The organism is Bacillus sp. T33-2, from assembly GCF_002860205.1.
In the GTDB taxonomy this organism is placed as follows: Bacteria; Bacillota; Bacilli; order Bacillales; family Cytobacillaceae; genus T33-2.
In genome coordinates, this window is sequence record NZ_PGVB01000010.1 from 499,512 (window position 1) to 521,406 (window position 21,895).

Annotated in this window: 21 protein-coding genes and 1 pseudogene; 2 read left to right on the forward strand and 20 right to left on the reverse strand. The window is 46.2% G+C overall.

Annotated features, from left to right (window positions below):
- Positions 1 to 15 precede the first annotated feature (15 nt).
- From CVD19_RS09410 to CVD19_RS09470, 14 genes and pseudogenes are all read right to left on the reverse strand, one after another.
- The gene (locus tag CVD19_RS09410; RefSeq protein ID WP_101581579.1) at positions 16 to 360 is read right to left on the reverse strand and encodes a hydrolase; all 345 of its coding nucleotides are present in this window, start codon (positions 358 to 360) and stop codon (positions 16 to 18) included.
- Positions 361 to 443: 83 nt separating this feature from the next.
- Positions 444 to 1,352: an intracellular short-chain-length polyhydroxyalkanoate depolymerase gene (gene phaZ / locus CVD19_RS09415; RefSeq protein WP_101581580.1), complete on the reverse strand. Its 909-nt coding sequence runs from the start codon at positions 1,350 to 1,352 to the stop codon at positions 444 to 446.
- A gap of 1 nt (position 1,353) precedes the next feature.
- Positions 1,354 to 2,367: a 3-oxoacyl-ACP synthase gene (locus CVD19_RS09420; protein ID WP_374702874.1), complete on the reverse strand. Its 1,014-nt coding sequence runs from the start codon at positions 2,365 to 2,367 to the stop codon at positions 1,354 to 1,356.
- Positions 2,368 to 2,392: 25 nt separating this feature from the next.
- On the reverse strand, positions 2,393 to 2,569 hold the full coding sequence (locus CVD19_RS24665) for a hypothetical protein (RefSeq protein WP_180953564.1): 177 nt from the start codon (positions 2,567 to 2,569) through the stop codon (positions 2,393 to 2,395).
- A 2-nt stretch (positions 2,570 to 2,571) separates the two neighbouring features.
- Entirely contained in the window at positions 2,572 to 3,585 is a 1,014-nt protein-coding gene (locus tag CVD19_RS09425) for a branched-chain amino acid ABC transporter permease (protein WP_101581582.1), read from the reverse strand.
- Positions 3,586 to 3,590: 5 nt separating this feature from the next.
- The gene (locus CVD19_RS09430; protein ID WP_101581583.1) at positions 3,591 to 4,451 is read right to left on the reverse strand and encodes a branched-chain amino acid ABC transporter permease; all 861 of its coding nucleotides are present in this window, start codon (positions 4,449 to 4,451) and stop codon (positions 3,591 to 3,593) included.
- A gap of 15 nt (positions 4,452 to 4,466) precedes the next feature.
- The gene (locus CVD19_RS09435; RefSeq protein WP_101581584.1) at positions 4,467 to 5,174 is read right to left on the reverse strand and encodes an ABC transporter ATP-binding protein; all 708 of its coding nucleotides are present in this window, start codon (positions 5,172 to 5,174) and stop codon (positions 4,467 to 4,469) included.
- The gene (locus CVD19_RS09440; RefSeq protein WP_101581585.1) at positions 5,152 to 5,925 is read right to left on the reverse strand and encodes an ABC transporter ATP-binding protein; all 774 of its coding nucleotides are present in this window, start codon (positions 5,923 to 5,925) and stop codon (positions 5,152 to 5,154) included. The genes CVD19_RS09435 and CVD19_RS09440 overlap by 23 nt, the downstream gene beginning before the upstream one ends.
- A gap of 71 nt (positions 5,926 to 5,996) precedes the next feature.
- Positions 5,997 to 7,232, reverse strand: coding sequence for a substrate-binding domain-containing protein (locus CVD19_RS09445; protein ID WP_101581586.1), 1,236 nt, complete (start codon positions 7,230 to 7,232; stop codon positions 5,997 to 5,999).
- Positions 7,233 to 7,390: 158 nt separating this feature from the next.
- Positions 7,391 to 8,392 carry a 3-oxoacyl-ACP synthase gene (locus tag CVD19_RS09450; RefSeq protein ID WP_101581587.1) on the reverse strand — a complete coding sequence of 334 codons (1,002 nt, stop codon included), beginning with the start codon at positions 8,390 to 8,392 and terminating at the stop codon, positions 7,391 to 7,393.
- Positions 8,389 to 8,805, reverse strand: a complete 417-nt coding sequence (locus tag CVD19_RS09455) for a MaoC family dehydratase (protein ID WP_101581588.1) — start codon at positions 8,803 to 8,805, stop codon at positions 8,389 to 8,391. The genes CVD19_RS09450 and CVD19_RS09455 overlap by 4 nt, the downstream gene beginning before the upstream one ends.
- Positions 8,806 to 10,305, reverse strand: a pseudogene (menE, locus tag CVD19_RS09460) (o-succinylbenzoate--CoA ligase).
- A gap of 19 nt (positions 10,306 to 10,324) precedes the next feature.
- Positions 10,325 to 10,921 carry a TetR/AcrR family transcriptional regulator gene (locus CVD19_RS09465; protein WP_101581589.1) on the reverse strand — a complete coding sequence of 199 codons (597 nt, stop codon included), beginning with the start codon at positions 10,919 to 10,921 and terminating at the stop codon, positions 10,325 to 10,327.
- A gap of 127 nt (positions 10,922 to 11,048) precedes the next feature.
- Positions 11,049 to 11,834: a TraR/DksA C4-type zinc finger protein gene (locus CVD19_RS09470; RefSeq protein ID WP_101581590.1), complete on the reverse strand. Its 786-nt coding sequence runs from the start codon at positions 11,832 to 11,834 to the stop codon at positions 11,049 to 11,051.
- 134 nt (positions 11,835 to 11,968) lie between these two features.
- On the opposite strand from CVD19_RS09470, the gene CVD19_RS09475 reads away from it, so the two are divergent.
- Positions 11,969 to 12,178 carry a YozQ family protein gene (locus CVD19_RS09475; protein WP_101581591.1) on the forward strand — a complete coding sequence of 70 codons (210 nt, stop codon included), beginning with the start codon at positions 11,969 to 11,971 and terminating at the stop codon, positions 12,176 to 12,178.
- A 39-nt stretch (positions 12,179 to 12,217) separates the two neighbouring features.
- On the opposite strand, the gene CVD19_RS09480 is transcribed toward CVD19_RS09475, so the two are convergent.
- From CVD19_RS09480 to CVD19_RS09505, 6 genes are all read right to left on the reverse strand, one after another.
- Positions 12,218 to 13,219, reverse strand: a complete 1,002-nt coding sequence (locus CVD19_RS09480; RefSeq protein ID WP_308314863.1) for an LLM class flavin-dependent oxidoreductase — start codon at positions 13,217 to 13,219, stop codon at positions 12,218 to 12,220.
- A 117-nt stretch (positions 13,220 to 13,336) separates the two neighbouring features.
- Entirely contained in the window at positions 13,337 to 16,600 is a 3,264-nt protein-coding gene (locus CVD19_RS09485) for a BTAD domain-containing putative transcriptional regulator (RefSeq protein WP_101581593.1), read from the reverse strand.
- Positions 16,601 to 16,694: 94 nt separating this feature from the next.
- Positions 16,695 to 17,249 carry a signal peptidase I gene (gene lepB / locus CVD19_RS09490; protein ID WP_101581594.1) on the reverse strand — a complete coding sequence of 185 codons (555 nt, stop codon included), beginning with the start codon at positions 17,247 to 17,249 and terminating at the stop codon, positions 16,695 to 16,697.
- Positions 17,250 to 17,282: 33 nt separating this feature from the next.
- The gene (locus CVD19_RS09495; protein ID WP_101581595.1) at positions 17,283 to 17,897 is read right to left on the reverse strand and encodes a TVP38/TMEM64 family protein; all 615 of its coding nucleotides are present in this window, start codon (positions 17,895 to 17,897) and stop codon (positions 17,283 to 17,285) included.
- A 268-nt stretch (positions 17,898 to 18,165) separates the two neighbouring features.
- Entirely contained in the window at positions 18,166 to 19,101 is a 936-nt protein-coding gene (locus tag CVD19_RS09500) for an LCP family protein (RefSeq protein ID WP_101581596.1), read from the reverse strand.
- A 168-nt stretch (positions 19,102 to 19,269) separates the two neighbouring features.
- Positions 19,270 to 21,267, reverse strand: a complete 1,998-nt coding sequence (locus CVD19_RS09505; protein ID WP_101581597.1) for a S9 family peptidase — start codon at positions 21,265 to 21,267, stop codon at positions 19,270 to 19,272.
- A gap of 220 nt (positions 21,268 to 21,487) precedes the next feature.
- On the opposite strand from CVD19_RS09505, the gene CVD19_RS09510 reads away from it, so the two are divergent.
- Complete coding sequence (locus CVD19_RS09510; RefSeq protein ID WP_101581598.1) at positions 21,488 to 21,880, forward strand: hypothetical protein; 393 nt, start codon at positions 21,488 to 21,490, stop codon at positions 21,878 to 21,880.
- Positions 21,881 to 21,895: the final 15 nt, after the last annotated feature.

The following is a 21,895-nucleotide window of genomic DNA, read 5'->3' on the forward strand; positions in this document are numbered from 1 at the left end:
GGTGCTGGTTTTAGATTAACGTTCCTGGCTTTTTTTCAACAAGCTTTCGTCAAGGATGCCCATGTTCCTTATATGGTCCCTGGCCTCCTGATCACCTAGTTCATAAATTAACGCGTAGACTTCATCCATGGTCTTATCGTATTTTACGTCTTCTTTGTCCTTGTGGTATTCCTTAAAAGGAATATGGGATCTTACAAAGGTCTGTAAATCGGCTTTATAGTTCTCATTCATAAACTCCCGCAGATGTTTAACCTCTTCACCGGTCGCATTTATTTTAAAATATCCCTGAAGTTCGGCTGGCTCTTCCAATACTTCTCCGCTTTCTATGCTTACATAATAGGTGCGCTTTTCATCGTGCATGTTTTCAGCTCCTGTTCCTTTTTGTTATTGTTTACCACCCTGGAACAGAAGTTAATCTTTATCAACCTTGATTATGGATTGCATTATCCTAAAAACTCGGTAATCACGTTGCGAAGCTGATCTAAATCATCTACAAGCGGGGAATGGCCGCAATCTTTCAATTCTACAAACCTGGCCCTGCCATCAAAATCCTCGATAATTTCATCGGCCATTTCTTTTGTTATTACCAGGTCCCGCTCGCCTCTTAGTACTAACACAGGAATGTCAATGTCTTGGACCTGGTTGGTGCCTTTAAGCAATCCATTGTGCGCGCCGCTTATGTTGAATGTGTTCAGAGAATGGTAGACTTCCGCAAGGTTTCGCTGGGTCATCATATCGTCAACATATTCTTCGTAGTGGGCAGGTTCAGGCTGGTTATGAGTATAGATCAGGGTGTTCCAGACTGCTTTCAGCAAATCGCGGTTTCCTGTGTCATAGGCTGATTGGATGGCTGCAGTCCTGCTTTGGTCTCCCTTGATATCTTCATATGATTTATAGCGGTCGTTTAAATCGGGGACGCCCTCCGCAGTAGTTCCGTAGAATGGATATCCTCTTGTGGAGGCAGAGGCAAGCAGCACGAGTTTATCACAATAGCCTGGATGATCAGCTGCAAACTGCATGGCGACAGCCCCGCCGGTCGACCAGCCAATTGCTGCAAAGCCCTGCAGACCGATGGCGTCCACAAACATCCTTACATCATCCGCAAAATCTTTGATGGAAAGTACTGGCACATCGTAGCTGGATTCCCCGAAGCCACGCATATCCAGCGCGAAAATCTTGTACTCAGCGTCCATCGCGTCTATGAGCAAATCCCAATGCTTTGATGACGTCATGTTACCGTGGATGAGCAACACCTTTTTCTCACCGCCCGCGCGCTTCCGGTAAGCTATTGTTTCCCCGTTAGGCAGGTCAACCTTTTTAATCACGACTCTTTCAGTTTGTAACTCTTCCATTCTATTCACCCTTTCCCCATCGAATTGTTGTTGCTCCCCAGGCATAACCGATGCCTGCACTGACCAGAACTGTTACATCACCATCCTTTAATTTACCGGCCTGTTGTGCAAGTTCAAGGGAAAGTATCTGGTCAATCTGGCCGATATGTCCATACTCTTCTAAATAAATCGAGTTGTGTCCATCGAGGCCAAGCTCTTTTAATACATATTCGTGGGCCGACCTTTTCATGTGGAGCATGGCGACATATGAAATGTGTGATTTCGCATACCCACTGTTTTCGACAGACGCGTTTATTACCGCCAAAAAATTGTCCATTGATTTTTGCTCAAGGCGCCGCTTCATTCCTTCAGGATCCAGCACATCAAGCTGGAACAGCCCCTTCTCAAGCGCGTCGGCTGTCAGCGGATTCTTCGTTCCGCCGGCGACAACCACGACATCCTCGGAAAAGGAACCATCGGTAATTAAGGCTGTGTCGAGCAGCAGATTCTGTCTGAGCCCTTTCTTTAACAGAATCGCCCCTCCCCCCGCACCAAGGTTGAACATGAAGCGGGTTCTCCCATTCTTGTAATCAATTAAATCGCCGTTTCTGTACCCTCCCGCAAGGAGAACTGTGTTAATCGAACCATCTGTCAACATCAGGCTCTTTGCCAGTTTTAACGCCATGACCGTCGTACCGCACCTGAGCGCCGTATCGAACGCCCAGGCTTTGCGGGCACCGATTTCCTCCTGCAGCTTGATCCCTGCTGTCCATAACGGGTACTCCTTGTATTCTTCACCGATGTAAATGACGAGGTCGATCTCAAGTGGATCGATGCCTGCTTTTTCAATGGCGGTCCGGGCTGCCTTTATGCCCATTTCACATGTATGGTCTTCAGGGCCGGGAACAGGCTTTTGTATGATTCCCATTTTTTCTTCTACTATTTTTATAGGAAGTCCCGTCTGTTGGGCAATTTCCTCTCCGGAAATGTAATTTCCCGGGATATACGTCCCTGTGCTTAAGATTCCGATATCCAAATGCTCCATCTCCCTGCAAAACCTGTCATGTTTCTACTACACTTTTTATAAAGGCCAAAGCCTCGTCACATGACTCAAATAACGTCTCCCTGTCTTCCTGGATATGGGTCACTTTCACACGCCAGCACTTTTTCCTCGTATCTTGTTCGATTTCTGCCAGCTGGAAACGGACAACAAAGGAAGCAATTTGTGTTGTATCCACAGTCACTCCCCCTGACTGACAGGTTTTTGTTTGGCACTGAGAGTCTCAGGCTGTTTTTTATTCCGCTTAAAATTAATATTTTTTAATGTACCGACAATGCCTTGCGGGAAGAACATCACGGCGAGAATATAGACAATTCCAAAGAATATGATCCAGCGCTCAAAAATCCAGTGGACCTTCGCGAGCTCTGTCAGCCAGTGATGGGCGAATTCAATGATACCAGCCCCTAAAATCGCGCCAACCAGCGTCCCGACCCCGCCGATAATCGTCATCAACAGCGCATCAAGCGTAATATCCATCGTAAACACGCTCGTGTTGACAAATCTCAATGATACTGCGTACAAAATGCCCGCTATTCCGGCCAGCACGCCGGAAATGACACTCGCGATGATTTTATACTGCAAAATACTGTAACCTAATGATTCTGTCCTCTGCTCATTCTCCCTGATCGCCTGAAGCACTTTTCCAAGCGGAGAGTTCGTGAACCTTTTCAAAATTAAGAATACGGCCACCATCACCGCAAGGCAGATAAGATAAAAATCAGCACGGTCCTTCAGGAAATCAGGCACCCGGAAGGTAAAACCATCATTACCATATGTGATGGTCCGCCATTTTTCGGCAAGCACCAGGAACAGCCCTGCGAACGCCATGGTGAGCATCGCGTAAAAGTGGCTTTTCAGCCGCAATGTCAGCAGGCCAACGATATAGCTGATGATTGCTGTCAAAAAGATGGTCACCAGGACGGCGAGCAGGAAATAGCTTGTTTCCGGTTCATACCGTTTCATAAAAACGCCGACAGTATAGGCCCCGATCCCAAAGAACATCGCATGGCCGAACGAGACGATGCCTGTGTAGCCCAGCAGGATATCATAGCTCATTGCAAAGACGGCAAAAATGAACACTTGTGATAAAAGGATGAGCATGCTCCGTGAATCATACACAAACGGCAACGCTGTGAGGAAAGTCGCAACGATTAGATAAAACATATTGACACGATGGTTTGACAGCCATTTCATCCCGCTCACCCCTTTGCCCCGAACAAGCCCTGAGGCCTGAATATCAGCACGGCCGCCATCAGCAGCATATTTCCGGCCAACGCCAGGTCCGGCACATAATAAGCCATGAATGACCCGGACAAACCAACCAGAATGGCAGCAAGGATGGACCCTGAAAAGCTTCCCATGCCGCCGATTACGACTACGATAAAGGCAAGTATTGCAAACTCCATACCCATGTCGGCATAAATGACCCCCGAATATGGACCAAGGAGCATCCCGCCTAGTGCGGCCATGGCGGAGCCAATCATGAACACAAACATAAACACCCGTTGGATGTTAATCCCCAGCGCCTGGACCATTTCTTTATTCATGACGCCAGCCCGGACGACGAGCCCGATTTTCGTCTTCTTCAGCACAAACTGGACAAGCAGGAATACAAGCAGCCCGATGGCAATAATAAACACCCTGTATTTAATGATGGTGACACCGCCTGCTTCCCAGCTTCCCGCGAGGTAGTCCGGAACGGCAGCAGATATCTGGTTCGGCCCCCAAACGACTTTTAAAAGCTCAGATAATACAAGCATAAAACCAAGAGTGATAAGGATTTGCTGTACGTGGTTCCCATAGACAGGCTTGATGATCCATTGTTCGGTTAGAATCCCCAGGATTAAACCAGCTGCGATGGCACCAATGATACCCGCCACAAAGCTGCCGGTTGAAGAATAAACCCAGATGCCGCTGTACGCTCCCCAGGCAAACAGGCCGCCGTGGGCAAAATTAAGCACATCCATCAAGCCAAAAATCAAGGTTAGTCCGGCAGCGAGGAGGAATACGAGCATCCCTGTTGCCAGGCCGTTCAAAGCAAGATTCAACAAAACTTCCATCGATATTCCTCCCTTCTAAGCGATGCCGAGGTATTTTCTCCTCATTTCCTCATCTTCTTTGAGAAGATGCATCGGACCATTCGATACGGTTTTTCCGTCGTCAATAATGTAGAACCGGTCCCCGATTGTACTTGCCATCATAAAGTTCTGCTCAACAAGGATAATGGTGGTTTTCTCTTTCATCTGCCTGATCGATTCCATTACCTTTTCAACTACGATCGGCGCAAGGCCTTTGCTCGGCTCATCGATTAGCAGCAGGTCATTTTCATTTACATAGGCACGGGCGATAGAAAGCATCTGTTTTTGCCCCCCGCTCAACAATCCGCCTGGCTTTTTCCAAAATCTTTTTAAATCCGGAAACAGTTCCAGTATCCAGTCTAGACGCCGCGATGTTTCTTCATTTTCTTTTTTCATGGCGACTTTTATATTCTCTCCTACCGTCAAATCGGCAAATATCCCCTGATCCTCGGGAACATAGCCAATGCCTTTCCTCGCTATTGTATGGGTTGGCAGGTTTTGAATTTGTTCCCCGCGGTATTGGACGGTGCCTTTTGCCGGGGGATTGAGCCCCATGACCGTCCTTAACGTAGTAGTCTTGCCGGCACCGTTGCGGCCCAGCAATACCGTTACCTCACCCTTTGGGACCTCAAACGAGACACCCTGCAGGATGTGGTACTGGCCGATATAGGTTTCGATTTGGTCAAGCTTCAGCAGCATGTTCATTATGCAGCCCTCCCAGGTATGCAGATTGGACGGTCTCATTTTTCATGATTTCCTCCGGGGTGCCGTCTGCCAAAAGCTTTCCGTTGAACAGCACCATGACCGAATCGGACAGATCCATGATCATATCCATTTTGTGTTCGATCAAAATGATGGTCCTGTCGCCTGCCTGCTTTATTTTACGGATGACTTCAAGAATGGCGGGCACTTCTTCCAACGACATGCCGGCAGTCGGCTCATCCAGCAGCAGGACTTCTGTGTTCAACGCCAGGAGCATTGCAATCTCCAGCTTCCTTTTTTCCCCATGGGCAAGATTTCGGGCGAGTGCAGAGTGTTTATCATTCAGCAGCACAAGTTTCAGCCATTCAACAGCCTGTTCCTCAAATTGCCTGAACCTTTCATAGTGGCTCACCATTTTATAACGGACACCGGCCTGTGACTGTACTGCAAGCCGGACATTTTCGAGCACTGTCAGGTTCGGGAATACGTTTGTTATTTGAAAGGAACGCCCTATGCCAGCCCGTGTCCGTTTCGTAGGGGACAATTTTGTAATTTCATTTCCTTTGAAAAATATTTGTCCGTTTGTCGGGATTAGCTGGCCGCTCAGCAAATTAAAAAATGTCGTTTTTCCGGCGCCGTTCGGGCCGATAATCGATTTAAAATGATTGTCCGGCACTGAAATGGAGACTGAATCAACCGCCGTGTGGCCGCCAAAGGAAATGGATAAATCTTTCGTCTCTAACAATGCAGCCAAATATATTCACCACCCTGGATAATTTTGAACAAGAATGAACTTCGGCAACGCACCGAAGTTCATTATGAAGATTAATTGCGTACAGGAGGTTCTGTTTCTTCAGGCTTCAATTCCCGGATCAGGACAGGAACAGGGTAATCAACACCATCCTTGTTCACAAGCTTAACTGCATATAAAGATTGCAGGGCCTGATGGTCTTCCGGCCGGAAGGTCATTTTTCCTTTTGGCGAGTCAAAGCTCATTCCTTCCATTGTTTCGATCAGCTTGTCAACATCGGTGTCTCCTTTTGTTTTCTTCAAGGCCTCAACAATTGCGATCGCAGCACTCATCCCGCCTGGTGTAAACAGATCTGGCACCTCGCCGTTAAACCGTTTTTTATGTTCCTCAACAAGCCAGTCATTTACATCATTCTTCGGAAGGTCATGATAATAGACCGTAAATCCTTCCATGCCAACTAATGGTTTCATTGTGGGCAATGTGGCAATATCGGCAACACCGGTTGAAATTTTGATTCCTTTTTCCTGGACTTTCATATCCTGGATCTGGTTCCATGGAGTGTTGGCGCCGGCCCAGATGACATATAAATAGTCAGGCTTTTTATCGATGATCTTTTGAATATTTGATGTGAAATCAGTTGCAGCAGGGTCTGCATATTCTTCGTGGGTAATTTCGGCACCGAGCTTCTTGGCTGCTTCTTTAAATGCAGCAACCCCATCGCGGCCAAAGGAGTAATCCGGCGCAAGTGTTGCAATTTTCACGCCTTTTTTTGCGATTGCCGCGGCTCCAGCTACTGCATCCTGTGATGAGTTGCGTGCCGTCCGGAAAATATAGTCATTAAATTCAGATCCGGTAATGCTGTCGGCTACAGCCGGCTCGACGACCATGATCTTTTCATACTCTTCGGCAAGTGGCAAAACAGCAAGTGTATCTCCAGAACTTGAAGAACCGACAAGGAAATCTACTTCGTCCTCCTCAAGCAGCTTTGTCGCTTTTTGGACTGCCACCTCCGGCTTAGTCTCGGTATCTTCTTTAATGAACTCAATCTTGCGGCCGGCGACTTCCATTTTTCCATCGGTTGCATATTCAAGCCCAAGCTCGAAACCACGGAGCGTCTGTTTTCCATAGGATTCCAGGCCGCCCGTCAGTGATGCAAGCACGCCGATTTTAATCGGCTCACTGTTCGCTTCCTTGCCTCCATCTTCTTTTCCGCCTGCACTTCCTGTTTTATCTGAGTTGCACGCACTTGCAAATACCACCAAAAAAACTAGCAAGCTTACAAAGGCAAAGTTCCTTGTTAACGCTTTCATTTACTTTCCCCCTTAAAAAATTCGATTCATAAAGCATCACCAGGCTTTGGTACCATCATAAAATCATCTAGTTACAAAATAGTTACAAAGACAAAAAGCGGAAAGCTCCTTGCCCTATCACTTTCAAAGGCTTTGATGAGTTTACAGGTTACTGCGCACTAATCCTGTACCTTCTTCAAAGTGGTGGCTGCCCATGTATATCCGGTGCCGGCACTGACCGCCACGATGACATCACCTTTTTTAAGCTTTTTGTGGGATTCGGCAAAGTCCAATGCTATACAAGGGTCAAGCGCCGACATATGGCCATGGTGGTCAAGATATACTGCTTTCTCCTCGGTCAGGTGCAGGCCGGCAAGAAGTTCAAGGAACATCGACCTTTTTGTATGCAGGGGGAGCAGCATATCGATGTCATGGATGGTATAGCCGCTTTTTTCAAGCGACTCCGAGACAACTTTAATAAAATTGGCAACAGATACAGGATCAAGCCTGGTTTTCATATCTGAGGGGTCTTTTACATCGATGAAATGGAGGTTGTTTTCGACTGTTTGATGTGAGGCAGGCATTGCGGATCCGCCCGCTGGGACTTTGATGTCGTCATGAAATGAACCATCTGTGCAAATCGCAGACTCTAGTATAGCGAATTTCCCGTTATTTCTTGACAGCAGTGCGGCTGCCCCTCCATCTGCAAAATTGAACATAAATCTTGAGCGTGGGTTCTCGTAATCTATTATTTGTGATTCCTTGCAGCCTCCGGCAAGCAGAATATTGTTTACTGTCCGGTCAGACGTTAAAATATCCTTTGCAACTTTAAGTGCAATTGGAAAACAAGAACTTACGTTCATCATTTCAAAAGCGTACGCATTTTTTGCACCGAGCTCGTATTGAATTTTCGGGGCACAAGACCATACCTGGTACTCCTTGAATGGACTTCCAAAGTAGATTATCACATCTATGTTTTGCGGGCCGGCCAATTCCACCAATGGTTGGGCAGCCTTTACCGCCATGTCTGATGCATGCATGGCGGTAAAGGCAACATGCTTTTCGAACAGCCCGAACTTTTCCTTGATAATGTTCTCTGGAATGCCAGTTTTCGCCTCAAGATCTGCCGCTGTTTCAACCCCTGCGGGAAAATAGCTGCTTGTCCTGACAATCTGTATCATATCTTTGCTCCTTCCCTGGGGACCATCATACGGGCTTCACCATGTAAAACAATTACGTCATCCTGGTTACAGCATGCCGTTTGCAGCGTCAGAATTCCCCGATCATGGTCAATGTCAACGATCTTGGCTGTAGCCGTGACTGTATCTCCGATAAAAACAGGCTTTTTAAACTTCAATGATTGTTCAAGATAAATTGCTCCCTTGCCAGGCAGCTCCATACCGAGCAATCTGGAGAAAAACGCCGCAGTCAGCATGCCATGGGCAATACGGCCCTCAAAGCGGGTCCCAGCCGCATATTGGTTATCCATGTGTACTGGATTGTAATCACCGCTCAAGCCGGCAAACATGACGATATCTGTTTCTGTGACTGTTCTGCTAAAGCTTGCCGTCTGGCCAACGTAAAAGTCTGTCATTTAAATCACCTCCTGTTCCCAATAGATTTTTTTCAAGGTGGCTTTATCAATTTTTCCGGTTGCATTTTTAGGTAAAGCGCTTACATTTTTGAATGAACCGGGTACCTTATACCGTGCCAGCCTTCCACTGCAAAATGCCTTCAATTCTTCTTCTGAAAGGATTGCCCCTGCCTTCAGGACTATGATGGCCAGAGGCGTTTCCCCCCATTTTTCATGGGGGACGCCAATCACAGCTGCCTCTTCTATATCAGGATGTTCGTAAATCACTTTTTCCACCTCAAGAGGATAGATGTTTTCTCCCCCGGATATAATCATTTCCTTTTTTCGCCCGGCAATATAAACAAACCCTTCCTCATCCTGTGTAACGATATCTCCAGTTGCAAACCATCCATTCTGCAAGGATTTCTGTGTAGCTTCTGGCAGCCCCCAATATTCTTTCATCACATTCGGCCCCTTTACTAGCAATTCCCCAAACCCGCCACGTGGTACATCCATCCCTTCTTCATCAACAATGCGGATGTCTGTGAACAAAGCTGGTTTTCCGATTGAGCCGACTTTCCGCCGGTGATCATCCTCGGTCAGCATGAATACCGTCGGTGATGTTTCTGTCAGTCCGTACCCCTGGCCAAATTTTACACCCCTGGCGAGGAACGCACGGATCAGCTCCTCAGGGCACGGGGCACCGCCGCTGTAAAACCAACGGACCGATTGGAGGTTAGCCGTTTCGAAGTATGGTGCCTTCCTGATTGCATCATGTATGGTCGGCACCGCCATAATGATCGTCACGCCATATTGTTCAATCATATGAAGGGCTTCGACCGGGTCAAATCTTTCCGGAACCATGACTGTGCCACCGGCCAATAATACCGGCAGCGTAAATAGCCCTATCCCCCCGATATGAAATAATGGCAATAACGTTATGCTTTTGTCTTTAGAAGTGATATCGATTGCCAGTGTGTTATTTAGCGCGTTCCAAAACATATTTTCCTGTGTGAGCACCGCCCCTTTAGGCCTGCCTGTTGTGCCTGATGTATAACAGATAATAAAAGGAGCTTCAGTGTCAACTTCGTCCACAGTGATGGCAGTTGGCGGCTCTGAACAACCTAGATCTTTGAATGCTACAAGGTTTTGATAGCCGGTCCCCTCTCTTAATTCCAGTCCCTTATGATAGTGCCCATCGTCAACTATCACAGTCTGAAGGCCGCTGTCTTTTACCTGGAATTCCAGCTCCTCGACTGTCAATCTGATATTTAACGGGACAACTACCGCATTCAGTTTTGCGGCCGAAAACAGAACAATAATAAATTAAATACTGTTTTTAGAAAGGATTCCGATCCTGTCGCCTTTTTTTATGTAATACCTGGACTGCAGCGCGAATGCAACATCATTTATCAGGCGGCTCATTTCTAAATAAGTGAGATTCCTGCCTTCATCAGCCAAAGCGGTCCTTCCTGGCGTCATCAGCGCACGTTTGTCAATCCAATATGATATGCCCTTCAATTCGACATCACTCCACCCATTATTTTTTTAACCCGTTAAAAATGAATGCTATCGCATCTTCCAATAGAGCTTCGGGAACGTTCTGGTTTTCCCAGTAAATCCACCTCATCCCGAGAAATTGGCTAATTCCCATCAGGCAGTACGCGATTGTTTCAGTGTCATACTGTTTGATTTCCTCTATTCCCATTGCTTCTTCTAGGCCCTTGATGTAACCAGACGCCAGGCGCTCATAATACCAGCGGTAAAGCTGTTCATCTACGAGAACGGTTTGCTGTACAATGCTGTACAAGTTCCGGTGATCCTTCACCCAGGCAAAAAAGGTTTTAAATCCTATTCTCTGTGATTCTTCAAAACTCTTAGCCGCCTTGATTGCGTTCCGGATTTCACTGCGAAAAATTTGGCTCATGTTTCTCACGAGCTCTTCAAAAATCGCCTGTTTTGATGGAAAGTAATTATAAAATGTTCCCTGGGCCACTTTTGCCTGCTGGGTGATATCGACAATCGATGCGTTGAAGTAACCTTTTTCTCCAAAAACTTGTTCCGCGATAGCAAGCAGATGCTGCCTTGTTTTCTCCCCCTTTTTTGTTAAAGGGATCGTGTTTGGTATTTCTGACATATGAATCACCTCTCAGTTTTTATAATATATATAATTTTCTTAAAATTTAATATAAAAATTTCTTTTCCAACAAAAAAATGCATCCGCTGTGCTGGACGCATTTTTTCATTATCTAATGGGCTATTTTTTAACCGCCGCCTTCTTCTCCATTTTCTGCAGCTTCTTCAGTATAAGGGTCGTGTTCAAAGGCAGGAAGGTCCCCGAAAGGTGTCATGAGCCCTTCTTCATCGAGCTGTTCCTCATACTGAAGATGCTGGACATTTGGGTACACGACAACCTCGTTGCCGTACATATCATTGGCGGCGAAGTTTTCGTACGCCTCCACATAACCAATCTTGTCTTCAGCCTCGATATACCAGTCATTGCGATGGTCGCGGCCATCCGTGTAGAAAAAATCGGATGCTGTTTCTGATGTGCCAAACGATGCGACCGCCTGCCAAAAATCCTCGGCATCCGTGACAACATTCTCATCTTTTTCATCTTTGTCCCATTTGCCAAATGGCGGCAAAAGGACTCCTTCCTCGATCGGACGGTTCGGCGGGATGGTCCTTTCCGGTGTATGTTTTATACAAAAGGTAGTTTCCGGAACGGCCTGTAATCGTTCGAGCGGTATTTCTTCTCCGCACTCCTCACACTTGCCGTATGTCCCGTTATCAATTGCCTGGATTGCCCTGTCTGCATTTTCTATCCTGAAGGCTAAATGCTGGTTCAAGGCTAAATCTTTTTCCCTTTCAAACAGTTCCGTCCCTTCGTCACCCGGATGGTTATCATAGGCAGAAAGCTCAATGGAAGTTTCACGGTTTAATGAGCTGTTCAAATTAAAGTGGTCATTAACGTCAAAAGTGCCTTCAAAGTCTTTTTTCATTTTCACGAGTTCAGCCCGGAAGGCTGCCAGTTGTTCATTTGTAAGCAAAATCAGGCGCTCCTTTCGTTCCTGCTTTTTATATTATTTAACAAAACAGCTCCTTTAATAAAAGGTAAAAAGTGTAATTGAATGAATTTCGGCAGTTTGAAGAAAAATACTGATTGAGGTGAAAGGAGGCCACCATGCAGAAGGACAAAAATAAAGAAAGTGTAAAGATAGCCGGCAGATTTTTCGATGTTGCGGATTATAATCGGGATGACCAGGTTTCAAGGGGATTGGCGATCACCCATGAACAAGTGAGTGATAATTATATGGGTGAAGAGGCAGCTCCTCCTGTCAGAAACAATCCCGAAGATAATCCCTCCATTCCAAGAAATAATACTGAACGCTGAATAATCAAAAAGGCAGCAATTTTCGGCTGCCTTTTTGCATTATATTATTCCAAATTCTTTTGCCAGAAGCTCGTACGAACGAACTCTTGCAGCCATATCAAAAACATTTGTAACGATGATGAATTCATCCGTTTTGTAGTCTTCATTCAGTTGAAGAAGCCCCCGTTTTACTTTTTGGGGAGTTCCTATTATCATGCGCTTGCGGTTTTGTCCGATTTTTTCCTGGTCCTCTGCTGACAAAAAAGCGGATCGGGCCTCCGATAATGAAGGGATGCGGGTATCCAGGCCTTTTTCAACGTTCAAAAGCCAAATATCCTGGCTCAATGCAAGACTCTCTGCTTCTGCTTCAGTATCCGCACATACCACAAAGATACAGACATTCCATATTGGCTTTTCGAGTGAGGGTGACGGCTGGAAACCATTTTTGTACTCCTCAATGGCTCTTTTCCCATTTACAGGATTAATGAAGTGTCCATATGTAAATCCCACCCCGTGTTCACCTGCAACCCGGGCTCCGCGATGGGAAATGCCTAAATTCCACAATTGTGGTACAGTTTCTGTCAGCGGGGTAGCTTTTACCGATTCAAATGGATGGCCATTGGGCAGGCTGTCGTGAAGGAACCCTTGTAAATTACTTAGCTGGCGTGGAAATTCATTTAAGCTTTTCCTTATCCCATCAGTAAGGGCCAGCCTCGTTTCCGGGGAACCGCCTGGAGACCGGCCAATCCCCAAATCAACCCTGCCGGGAAATAAGGCCTCAAGCGTCTTAAAATTTTCTGCAACCTTGTACGGGCTGTATTGGGGCAGCAATACTCCCCCCGATCCCACTCTGATTCTGGAAGTGTTTGACGCAATATGGGCAATTATCACTTCCGGCGAGGAGCTTGCAAGCCCATTCGTATTATGATGCTCGGCAAGCCAAAAACGTGTATATCCCAATTTTTCTGCTGCCTTTGCCAAATTCAGGCTATTGTGTAAAGCGATACTGGCGTTAGAGCCTTTCGGTATCGGTGACTGGTCAAGAACACTTAGCTGCAAAATCAATGACTCCTTTCAGATGATACCTGCACCTTTATAGTATGTCATTTCAGGAAAGATATCGAACCGGCTGCTTAAAAGGTCATAAATTCCGCTTCAAGTAAAAAATCCAGCAGATTTTCAAAGCTGCTGGATTTTCTCTGAAACCAGGCTTGATTCGATAACCATTCGATACATATGCCGTGTTTGTTCCAGCGGGGAAACGCCCAGTTCATCCTCCAGGGTTTTACAGCATTTTTTGTACCACTTAATCGCCTGGGGCCTGTTATTCTTCCGGTAATAGCAAAAAATGAGCAGCCTGTACGCTTCTTCCCATGTCCGGTCTTTCTGGAGGATTTGCAGGCACCAGTGGATGGCGGAGTCATAGTTTTCAGTTCTGACATTTAATTGGGCCAATTTTTCCGCGCTTCTCAAAAAACAGACGAGCAGCCTCTCCCGTTCATTAATGCACCAGTCTTCATATTTCCTGTCCGGCAAATAATCGCCTTTGTAAAGGTGAAGGCTTTTTCCAAGAAGACGGGCTGCTTGTTCCCTTTGATTTTCTTCAAGTCCGGAAACGGCCCACTCTTCAAACCAGCTGGCATCAATTTCTATCGCCGCGTTTGGGTTCAAGCCATAAGCGGGCCCGTCCCGAATGATAAAAAACGAGTTGGCCCTTGCTTTTCTGTTTGGCTCAAGGACATTATTCAGTGCATTAAGCGCCACTTTGAAGTCTCTGGCTGCATGGTTTTCATCATGTCCAGCCCAAAGCATTTCATATATATCTTCCTTTAATAGCATATTCCTCCGGTTGGTGACAAACAGCTGAAACAGCTCTTTCGCTTTTCCCCTTTGCCAGTCCCTGTCCTCCACCTCTTTATTTCCAATCCAGACCCGAAACTGGCCGAGCGTCTGGATCTTGAGGGTATATCCCGGGTGCGAACTGAGCCTGGACAGCTTAAGATCCTGTAAAAGCTTTGCAACGCAGGCTGGAGAAACTGACAGCTTTTGAGCCTTTATTAACAGAGGTGCGAATACTTGCAAATCACTTGGGCCAAATGTAGTCCTTTTTTTGAGAAAGAATTCATACCTCCCGGATTCCATCCGTTCCAGAAAAGATCCAAAACGAAGTTTGAACTCCCCCTCATTATCGGCCAGGTAATTAAAGTACGAAAGCCAAAAGGCAGAAAGCATCCTCCCGAACTCATCACCGCATTGTGCAAATAGGTCCTCTGCGCGGAGGAAATGGTTTTCGGCCTCAGCCAGGCGGCCATTGTAAAGCGACGCAATACCAACACAAAGGGTGATCAATGAAGAAAGCCAGGTGTCCTTCACTCGTTCTGTCTCTTTTAAGCCCAGTTCGCCTGCTTCAATTGCCCTTTCATAATCACCCCTGACTGCGTAAAGTAAACACAGCCCCATCAAGGGTTCAGCCTTGCCGCGTTCCACCCTGATCCGCTCCATTATTTCAAGAGCCGTTTCATAACACTGTTCTGCCAGGCCCGCGTCATATTCGTCATTTAACAGCACCGCGTGACCCATCCGGATCCAGCCGCATGCTTCCACGAATGGTGCCTGGACTCTAATTCCGTACTGGATCGCGTCCTGGGCAAGGATTTTTGACTGTAATCCATTACCCGTGAATGCTTCAATCAAAGCGAGAAGCAGGTCTGTCTCCCGATGTGATTGGGGCAGGGTATGTTTTCTCATATCAGCCAGCTCATCATCTTTTGCCTTTAAGAATCTTCTTGCCTGATCGAATCTCCCTGTACGTAAATACAATCTGGCCTCCAGATTTCCATCCTGGATTGGAACCTGCATCGCTCTTGCCCTGGATATCCATTTTTCGGCCTTGAGCGCCTGCCCCGAATTAATCAGGTTTTCTGCGAGCAGCCTGTACAGCTCCCCGGTTTGTCCGCCCATCTGGCCCGGCATCCGTTTTTCCCGGAGTTCAATGGCCTTGGATAAGAATCTTTCAGCCTTCAGCGGCTGGATTGTATCGAGATAAATGCGTGCTTTTCCTTCAAGCGCCCGGCTTTTCCATTCCATGTCATCCTTGGCCCCAGCTGCGGACAGAGCCCTGTCATAGCAAGCTTCTGCTTCTTTATATAAGGAACGGTATCTGAGCACCTCTCCTTCGAGGAACCAAAGGGTGTAAAATGCGTTTTTCTCTCCCACCGGGATTTTGGAAAGCCTGTCATAAAGGCTTTCAAGCTTTCCATTTTCCAATAGCGTTGCACCCTGGTCATGCATGATGGATGCAACGGCATCAAACCGGTTTATTTTTTCATAACAGGCAAGCGCCTCATCCCATCTTTCCGTTGATTCATAGTAACGGGCACTCCTTTCCCTCAACAACCGGTAGTTTTCTGGCTGCCCTGCCTTCATTCTGTTTTCCAACAGTTCCTTGAACAAAGCATGGTAACGATATTGGTTGCCGCCAACCTGGTGGATAAATAAGTTTTTGTCAGTCAGATGCTTAAGCATGGTGCCCGAACCGCTGATTCCGAGGATCTTGTCGCAGGCCTCGTCATTTATTTCCTCAAGAATGCAGGTCTGTTCGAGGAACTGCTGAATCATTGGCGGCTGTTTTGAAAATACCTCCAAGACGAGGTATTGGAACAGATCCTCCAGCGATCCGGAAGGCTGTTGAAACAAATCCATCAAACCAGCCTTGTGGGGCAGCTGCTGGGCTATCATCCCGATTGCAATCACCCACCCTTCAGTGATGCCCAAAAGGATGTTAAGTTCCTCCTCAGTTATTTCTGCATCATAGTTATCTGAAATAAGCAGCTCGATTTCTTCCTTGTTGAATACTAAATCTTCTTTTGTCAGTTCATTAAGGAGACCGGATACTTTCATTTTCGTCAGTATTTTCCAGCCCGGCCGGCTTCTGGTCGAGATGACAAGATGGAGGTTTTCCGGGATATGTTCAAGCAATTTTTCCATCCATATATTTATGTTATATGAATGTTCGACTGCATGAAAATCATCGAGAACGACCGTGACAGGTTCCCCTATTTCCATGATCTCATTGATAAACAGGGAACGCAGGTTTTCAAGTTCCTCTTCCCTGATATATCTGTCCATTCCCGTCATGAACCGGCTTACATCTTTTCCAAAACCGGAATGAATCTGTTTGATGGCAGCTGTCAAGTGCGCCAGAAAAGGGAGAATATCATCATCAGATGCAGAAATTGTATACCAGCAGCACGGACACTGCTCATCTTTCACAAACAGCGCTAAAGCCGTACTTTTGCCGTAACCTGCACCTGCCTGAACCAACGTTAACGGATGCCAGGCAATGTTCTTCATTTTCCTGGAAAGCTTCGCGCGGCGAATCCATTGTTCTTTAACATTTGGCACGATCAATTTCGTTTTCATCAACGGAAGCGTACCATCCATCATTCTCCCACCTAATTTTCTTAATATTTATAATATTTTACCATAATTTCATAAAAAAAGGGCTCGAATGATTCGAGCCCTTTAATACCTATTTTTAAAATGAAATATCCATTTCTTCCAGCGGCCAATAGCGCAAATTGACTTTACCAACTACATCGTCAATGGAAATACAGCCGAATTGCCTGCTGTCCCAGCTGCGGGCCCGGTTGTCCCCCATGACAAACAGCATTCCTTCAGGAACGGTTTTTGAGCCGGTGATTTCTTCTAAAGTGAAGTTTCCTGTCAACGCTCCCCCCAGGGCTTGTTTTCTGTACTTGGCCAGAAATGGTTCGTCTACTTTTTTATCATTGATGTAGAGATGGTCATCGCGGTATTCGACTTTGTCTCCAGGCAGGCCAATCACTCTTTTTACAAAGTCCTCTTTTCGGCTCGCATGGAAGACAATGACGTCGAATCTTTGCAGATCACCGGCCTCATAGCCCAGTTTATTGACGACGAGCTTATTCCCTTCTTCAAGTGTCGGCAGCATTGACTCCCCTTCAACAACATAGTTCGAAAAGAAAAAGATCCTGATAAACGCGAAAATGATAAGTCCCAGTGCAAAGGCTTTAAACCACTCTGTCCCTTCTTTTTTCAGCCCTTCTTTCATCATCGCTCACCCCATTTTGTTATCCATCTGCCATCAACCATTATGTTCGTTTTCTGCACTCATATTCATTCTTTGTTCAATTCTTTTGCCGGCGTACCAAAGAATGAAAATCACCACTATCACAATTGCCGTCCTCGCCGGCTGTGTCAACAAGGAGCGGATATCATAGCCAACAAAGCTGATCGTGAAAATCATCACCAATTTGCCAGCCAGTACGGCCAGCATATATTGCTGAATGCTGATTTTTGACAGTCCGGCAACCATATTGACAAGGGCGGACGGGGTGAAAGGGAAACACATGAGTAGGAACAACGGTCCAAAGCCGTGCCGTTCCACCCAGTTCATCCCGCTCCGTACTTTAGAATGCTTTTGCAGGAACCGTAAAATCCTCCTTTGGCCATATTTCCTGAACAGCAAAAAGACCAATAAGGCCCCCGTGCAGGCACCGATCCACGAAAATAAAAAGCCCAGCCACAAGCCAAAGGCACTTGCGTTTGCCATGACAAACAGAAACAGCGGCAAAAACGGCATGAACGCTTCAAGCATGGGTAGCAGGATGCCAGGCAGAGGGCCGAATGAACGGTATTCGTTGATTAAATCCATAATATTTTCGAGTGTAAACCACTCTTTAATAAATTCTAGGTCCATTAAGAATCTCCTTTAACAAAAAGCGGTCGACTACAAACGCGCACGTCCTGTGGCAACGTCGACACTAGGCCATCCTGGCCGTCGGCCGAGTAAAACGCCACGTCCTGTGGCAACGTCGGCACTAGGCCATCCTGGCCTTCGGAAGCGCCAGTTTTGCGTCTGGCGGAAAAGCATTAAGATAACATGCTTATTAATTGTTTACCTCATAACGTATATTGTACACATGAATTTAAAAAAAGAGAATCCCGGCCAAAAATGCCGGAGCGATTTATTTTGCAATAAATTCATTTAACGCTGTCCTGTTCTGATCCAGGTCGATAGCCAGTACGTCACCGATACCGCGCACCCTCTGGTTGGCAAATGATCCGTCAACCGGGATCCTGATGGTGTCAAGCGCGCGGTTCTCCTCCGATAGGAAACCCCTGCCAATGAACAGCATATCTGTTTTATCCATGTTCGTGTTGATAAATGGAGAAACGACCCCAAGCAGCTTAGGGAGCTTTGGTATGGTCTGGATGCTGGCCAGCTGGTTGCCCACTTCCTTCATCACTTTTTGCTGCCTTTCAACCCGGCCAAAATCTCCAACCGCATCATGGCGAAAACGTACGTACGCAAGCAGATGGGTCCCGTCCAGTTTTTGAACACCTGGTTCAAGCGTTACGTCAATATACTCTGACATTCTTTTTTCAACATCGATTTCCACTCCCCCTGGAAGAGCGGCATCTATCAGCCTCACAAATCCCTGGAAATCAACAATCGCGTAATATTGCAAATCTACATCAAAATTCTCTTTTATCGTCTGCCTTACCAATTCTGGCCCCCCGGAAAATGCTGTGTTTATTTTATTCTTCCCTTTGCCGGGAATGGTTACATACGAGTCCCTCATAATCGACGTCAGTTTATACGTGCCTTTGTCACGGTTATAATGCGCAATCATGATTGTGTCGGCCCGGGAAGGTTCATCTCCCCTGGCGTCGCTGCCTAGTAAAAGTATATTGGTTGTCCCTGTGTCATCTTTTTTGCCGTTAAATTCGTATGTCTCTCTTTGGACACCTGAGTCTTTTATTGATTCTGCTTCACCAGCTTTAAACTGGAAATAGGAATGGACGCCAGCGCCTCCAACAAGAAGGAACAATATTAAAAAAATCCCTCTCCATCTTAGTTTCCTGCGTTTTTTCTTGTACTGCGCCCGTTCATGTCTCATATAGAAAACCCTTCCATGCATGTATTTTTGTTGTCATTAATATGACTGAGTTGGTGCCCGAAAAGTTTCTTGCTGCCTGTTGTGTTTATTTTCCTTTATTATAGGTACAGCTAAACTATTATTATAAAAAAAACCGCAACTGATGGCCAGTTACGGTAAAAAGCTGTGTTATTTTAAATATTGGTCAAACCACCCAATGATGTAATTCAACCGCTCAATCCGGAGTCCAGGATTTCCACTCCTTGACAATTCGTGGTTGGCTTCAGGAAACCGGATGAATTTTGCCTGTTTATTTTGCCTTTTAAGGGCAATGAATAATTGTTCGGCCTGCTCAATCGGGCACCGGTAATCCTTTTCGCTGTGCAGGATCAAAAGCGGTGTGTTGATATTGCCTGCATAAGCGAGCGGCGAGTGCTTCCAAAGGGTTTCTACATCATTTAAATCACTTTTGATCTGCCACTCGGTAAAATAATACCCGATATCGCTGACCCCGTAGAAGCTGATCCAGTTCGAAATCGACCTTTGCGTGACAGCCGCTTTGAAGATATTTGTATGGCCGACAATCCAGTTGGTCATGAATCCCCCGTAGCTGCCCCCTGTGACACCAAGCCTGTCGTTATCAATAAAATCAAATGTCTTCACGGCATATTCGGTGGCGGCCATAATATCCTCATAATCACCGCCCCCGTAATCACCGCGCACGGCGTTAACGAACTCTTGCCCATAGCCGTGGCTCCCCCTCGGATTAATGTACAGAACCGCATAGCCATTTGCCGATAAAAGCTGGAACTCATGAAAATAAGTATTGGCATACATCATATGGGGCCCTCCATGGATCTCCACGACGAGCGGATATTTCTTCCCTGTTTCAAAACCGGCTGGTTTCATGACCCAGCCGTGCAGTGGTGTGCCGTCCCTTCCTGCTAAACTGATGGCGTCCGGCTCCACCAGGGAAACCTGGCTCATAAATTCTTCATTTATACTTGTCAACTGCTCAAGACTGCCTGTCGTCACTTCAAGCAAGAACAATTCGCCAGGCATGGCCGGCCGGCTTACTGCCGCCACGATCCGTTGACTTTTCCCATCAAGGGCGAAACCGTACACATTTTGGCTATGTAATAGGGCTGGATATATCTCACCATTTACGTTTCCATAATAGATGACAGTATTGCCATTGTCAGTCGCTAGAAAATAAAAACTCTGTCTGTCTTCTCCCCATGCTATCCCGGGAATGGACGCCCCCTGGTGAAAGTCACCGACGGCCGCGTTTCCGACCATCACATCCAGATCCTCTGTAAGACAGGAAGTTTTCTTACATTCCAGGTCATGAATCCATACTTTTGAAAGAGTCGCATTCTCATATTCGCGTTCGTGTCCAATAAAACCTAGATATTTGCCGTCAGGCGAGAAAGCTGCATCCCCAAAATACCCGGTGCCACCCGTTACAGGGGAGATTTCTTTATTTTCAAAATCAATCAGTAAAACATCATTCTTGAAAGAGGAATCAACATTTTGCGACAGATCTGCCGAGGCCGCGATCCACTTTCCATCTGGAGACCAGCTGTGCAATTCAAAATCTGCAGTGCCTGTTGTGAGCTGTTCAATTGACCCTGTCTCGATGTCAATGACAGCAATCTGCTTAAAGCTCCCATCCCAGAACCCTGAAGCGTCAGATTTATATTTCATTTTGACAACTTCAAGAGGCTTGAGTTTTTTTTGTTCCTTTTCTTCCATTTCGGTATCATGAATAGATTCGTGCGGTTTCAGATTGACTGAAAAAGCGATCCGCCTGCCGTCCGGCGACCAGGCCGGGCTGCTGGCCCCGTTCCTGCAAAAAGTGACCTGCCTGGCCTCTCCGCCTGAAGCGTTCAACAAATATATCTGGTTTTTTCCACTTCGGTTTGACAGAAAAGCAATCTTCGATCCATCAGGTGACCAGCGTGGGGAACTGTTGCGAAATTCACCAAAGGTCCATTGTACTGGGCCATTCTTCTTTTTAACATTTAGACAGTACAAATTGGATGCATACTCGTGTTTTTCTTTGACAATTTCCGTCTGTACAAAAATACAGCTTGTACCATCTGGTGACAGCTGTGGATCAGTCACCGATTTCAGGCTGTATAAATCTTCGGCTGACACATATCTTCTATTATCCAATATTCTCATCCCTTACTTTTAGGCTTCATAATTATTTCGATAGCAGAAATAGTTTTCCTGCCTTGCCTGCAATAATTCAATATTAATTTTTATAGTAAAGGGAGAAGCTGTAACAAAAGGGCAGGGGCACGGTTCAGACATGGTGCAAATTTTTGTTGAAATTATCCCTCTGTTTGAAGTATGATAATTACGAACAAATGTTCTTGAAATGATAAAGGGGCAAGGCGTTATGACAAGGATTCCGGAAGAAGACCGCAATGTGATGGAACAGGCAATCTATTTGCCGATGGTATTAACCGTATTGAACCGGGATATTACCGTAATTGAAAACAGTCCTTTTAAGCTGAGACAGCCGTATCTCAATTTGATTGAAGAAACAATGAAAGTCATTCAAAAGGAGCTGGCGTCAGTGAAACGCTACATGAAGAAAAACCAGCTTGCTGTCAAGCAGCTCCAGAGAGATGAAGCTTTTACGATGTACCTTTTTTTGTACCACGGCTATGAAGAAAACCATAATTATTTTAACCCGCGCATACGCAATAAAGTACAGGAACTGCTCGAACACTACCTCTATAAAAGGCATTCCGCCAAGGCCGGGGCACAAAAGCATGGTGCTTCGTAACCGGCCAATTTCTTA

Coding starts and splice junctions, on each gene's coding strand:
- CVD19_RS09495 (WP_101581595.1), bottom strand. CDS start 17,897: ATGGACCTAGAATTTATTAAAGAGTGGTTTACACTCGAAAATATTATG.
- lepB (WP_101581594.1), bottom strand. CDS start 17,249: ATGAAAGAAGGGCTGAAAAAAGAAGGGACAGAGTGGTTTAAAGCCTTT.
- CVD19_RS09445 (WP_101581586.1), bottom strand. CDS start 7,232: ATGAAAGCGTTAACAAGGAACTTTGCCTTTGTAAGCTTGCTAGTTTTT.
- CVD19_RS09485 (WP_101581593.1), bottom strand. CDS start 16,600: ATGGATGGTACGCTTCCGTTGATGAAAACGAAATTGATCGTGCCAAAT.
- CVD19_RS09450 (WP_101581587.1), bottom strand. CDS start 8,392: ATGATACAGATTGTCAGGACAAGCAGCTATTTTCCCGCAGGGGTTGAA.
- phaZ (WP_101581580.1), bottom strand. CDS start 1,352: ATGGAAGAGTTACAAACTGAAAGAGTCGTGATTAAAAAGGTTGACCTG.
- CVD19_RS09475 (WP_101581591.1), top strand. CDS start 11,969: ATGCAGAAGGACAAAAATAAAGAAAGTGTAAAGATAGCCGGCAGATTT.
- CVD19_RS09510 (WP_101581598.1), top strand. CDS start 21,488: ATGACAAGGATTCCGGAAGAAGACCGCAATGTGATGGAACAGGCAATC.
- CVD19_RS09455 (WP_101581588.1), bottom strand. CDS start 8,805: ATGACAGACTTTTACGTTGGCCAGACGGCAAGCTTTAGCAGAACAGTC.
- CVD19_RS09505 (WP_101581597.1), bottom strand. CDS start 21,267: ATGAGAATATTGGATAATAGAAGATATGTGTCAGCCGAAGATTTATAC.
- CVD19_RS09435 (WP_101581584.1), bottom strand. CDS start 5,174: ATGAACATGCTGCTGAAGCTTGACCAAATCGAAACCTATATCGGCCAG.
- CVD19_RS09410 (WP_101581579.1), bottom strand. CDS start 360: ATGCACGATGAAAAGCGCACCTATTATGTAAGCATAGAAAGCGGAGAA.
- CVD19_RS09500 (WP_101581596.1), bottom strand. CDS start 19,101: ATGAGACATGAACGGGCGCAGTACAAGAAAAAACGCAGGAAACTAAGA.
- CVD19_RS09465 (WP_101581589.1), bottom strand. CDS start 10,921: ATGTCAGAAATACCAAACACGATCCCTTTAACAAAAAAGGGGGAGAAA.
- CVD19_RS09430 (WP_101581583.1), bottom strand. CDS start 4,451: ATGGAAGTTTTGTTGAATCTTGCTTTGAACGGCCTGGCAACAGGGATG.
- CVD19_RS09425 (WP_101581582.1), bottom strand. CDS start 3,585: ATGAAATGGCTGTCAAACCATCGTGTCAATATGTTTTATCTAATCGTT.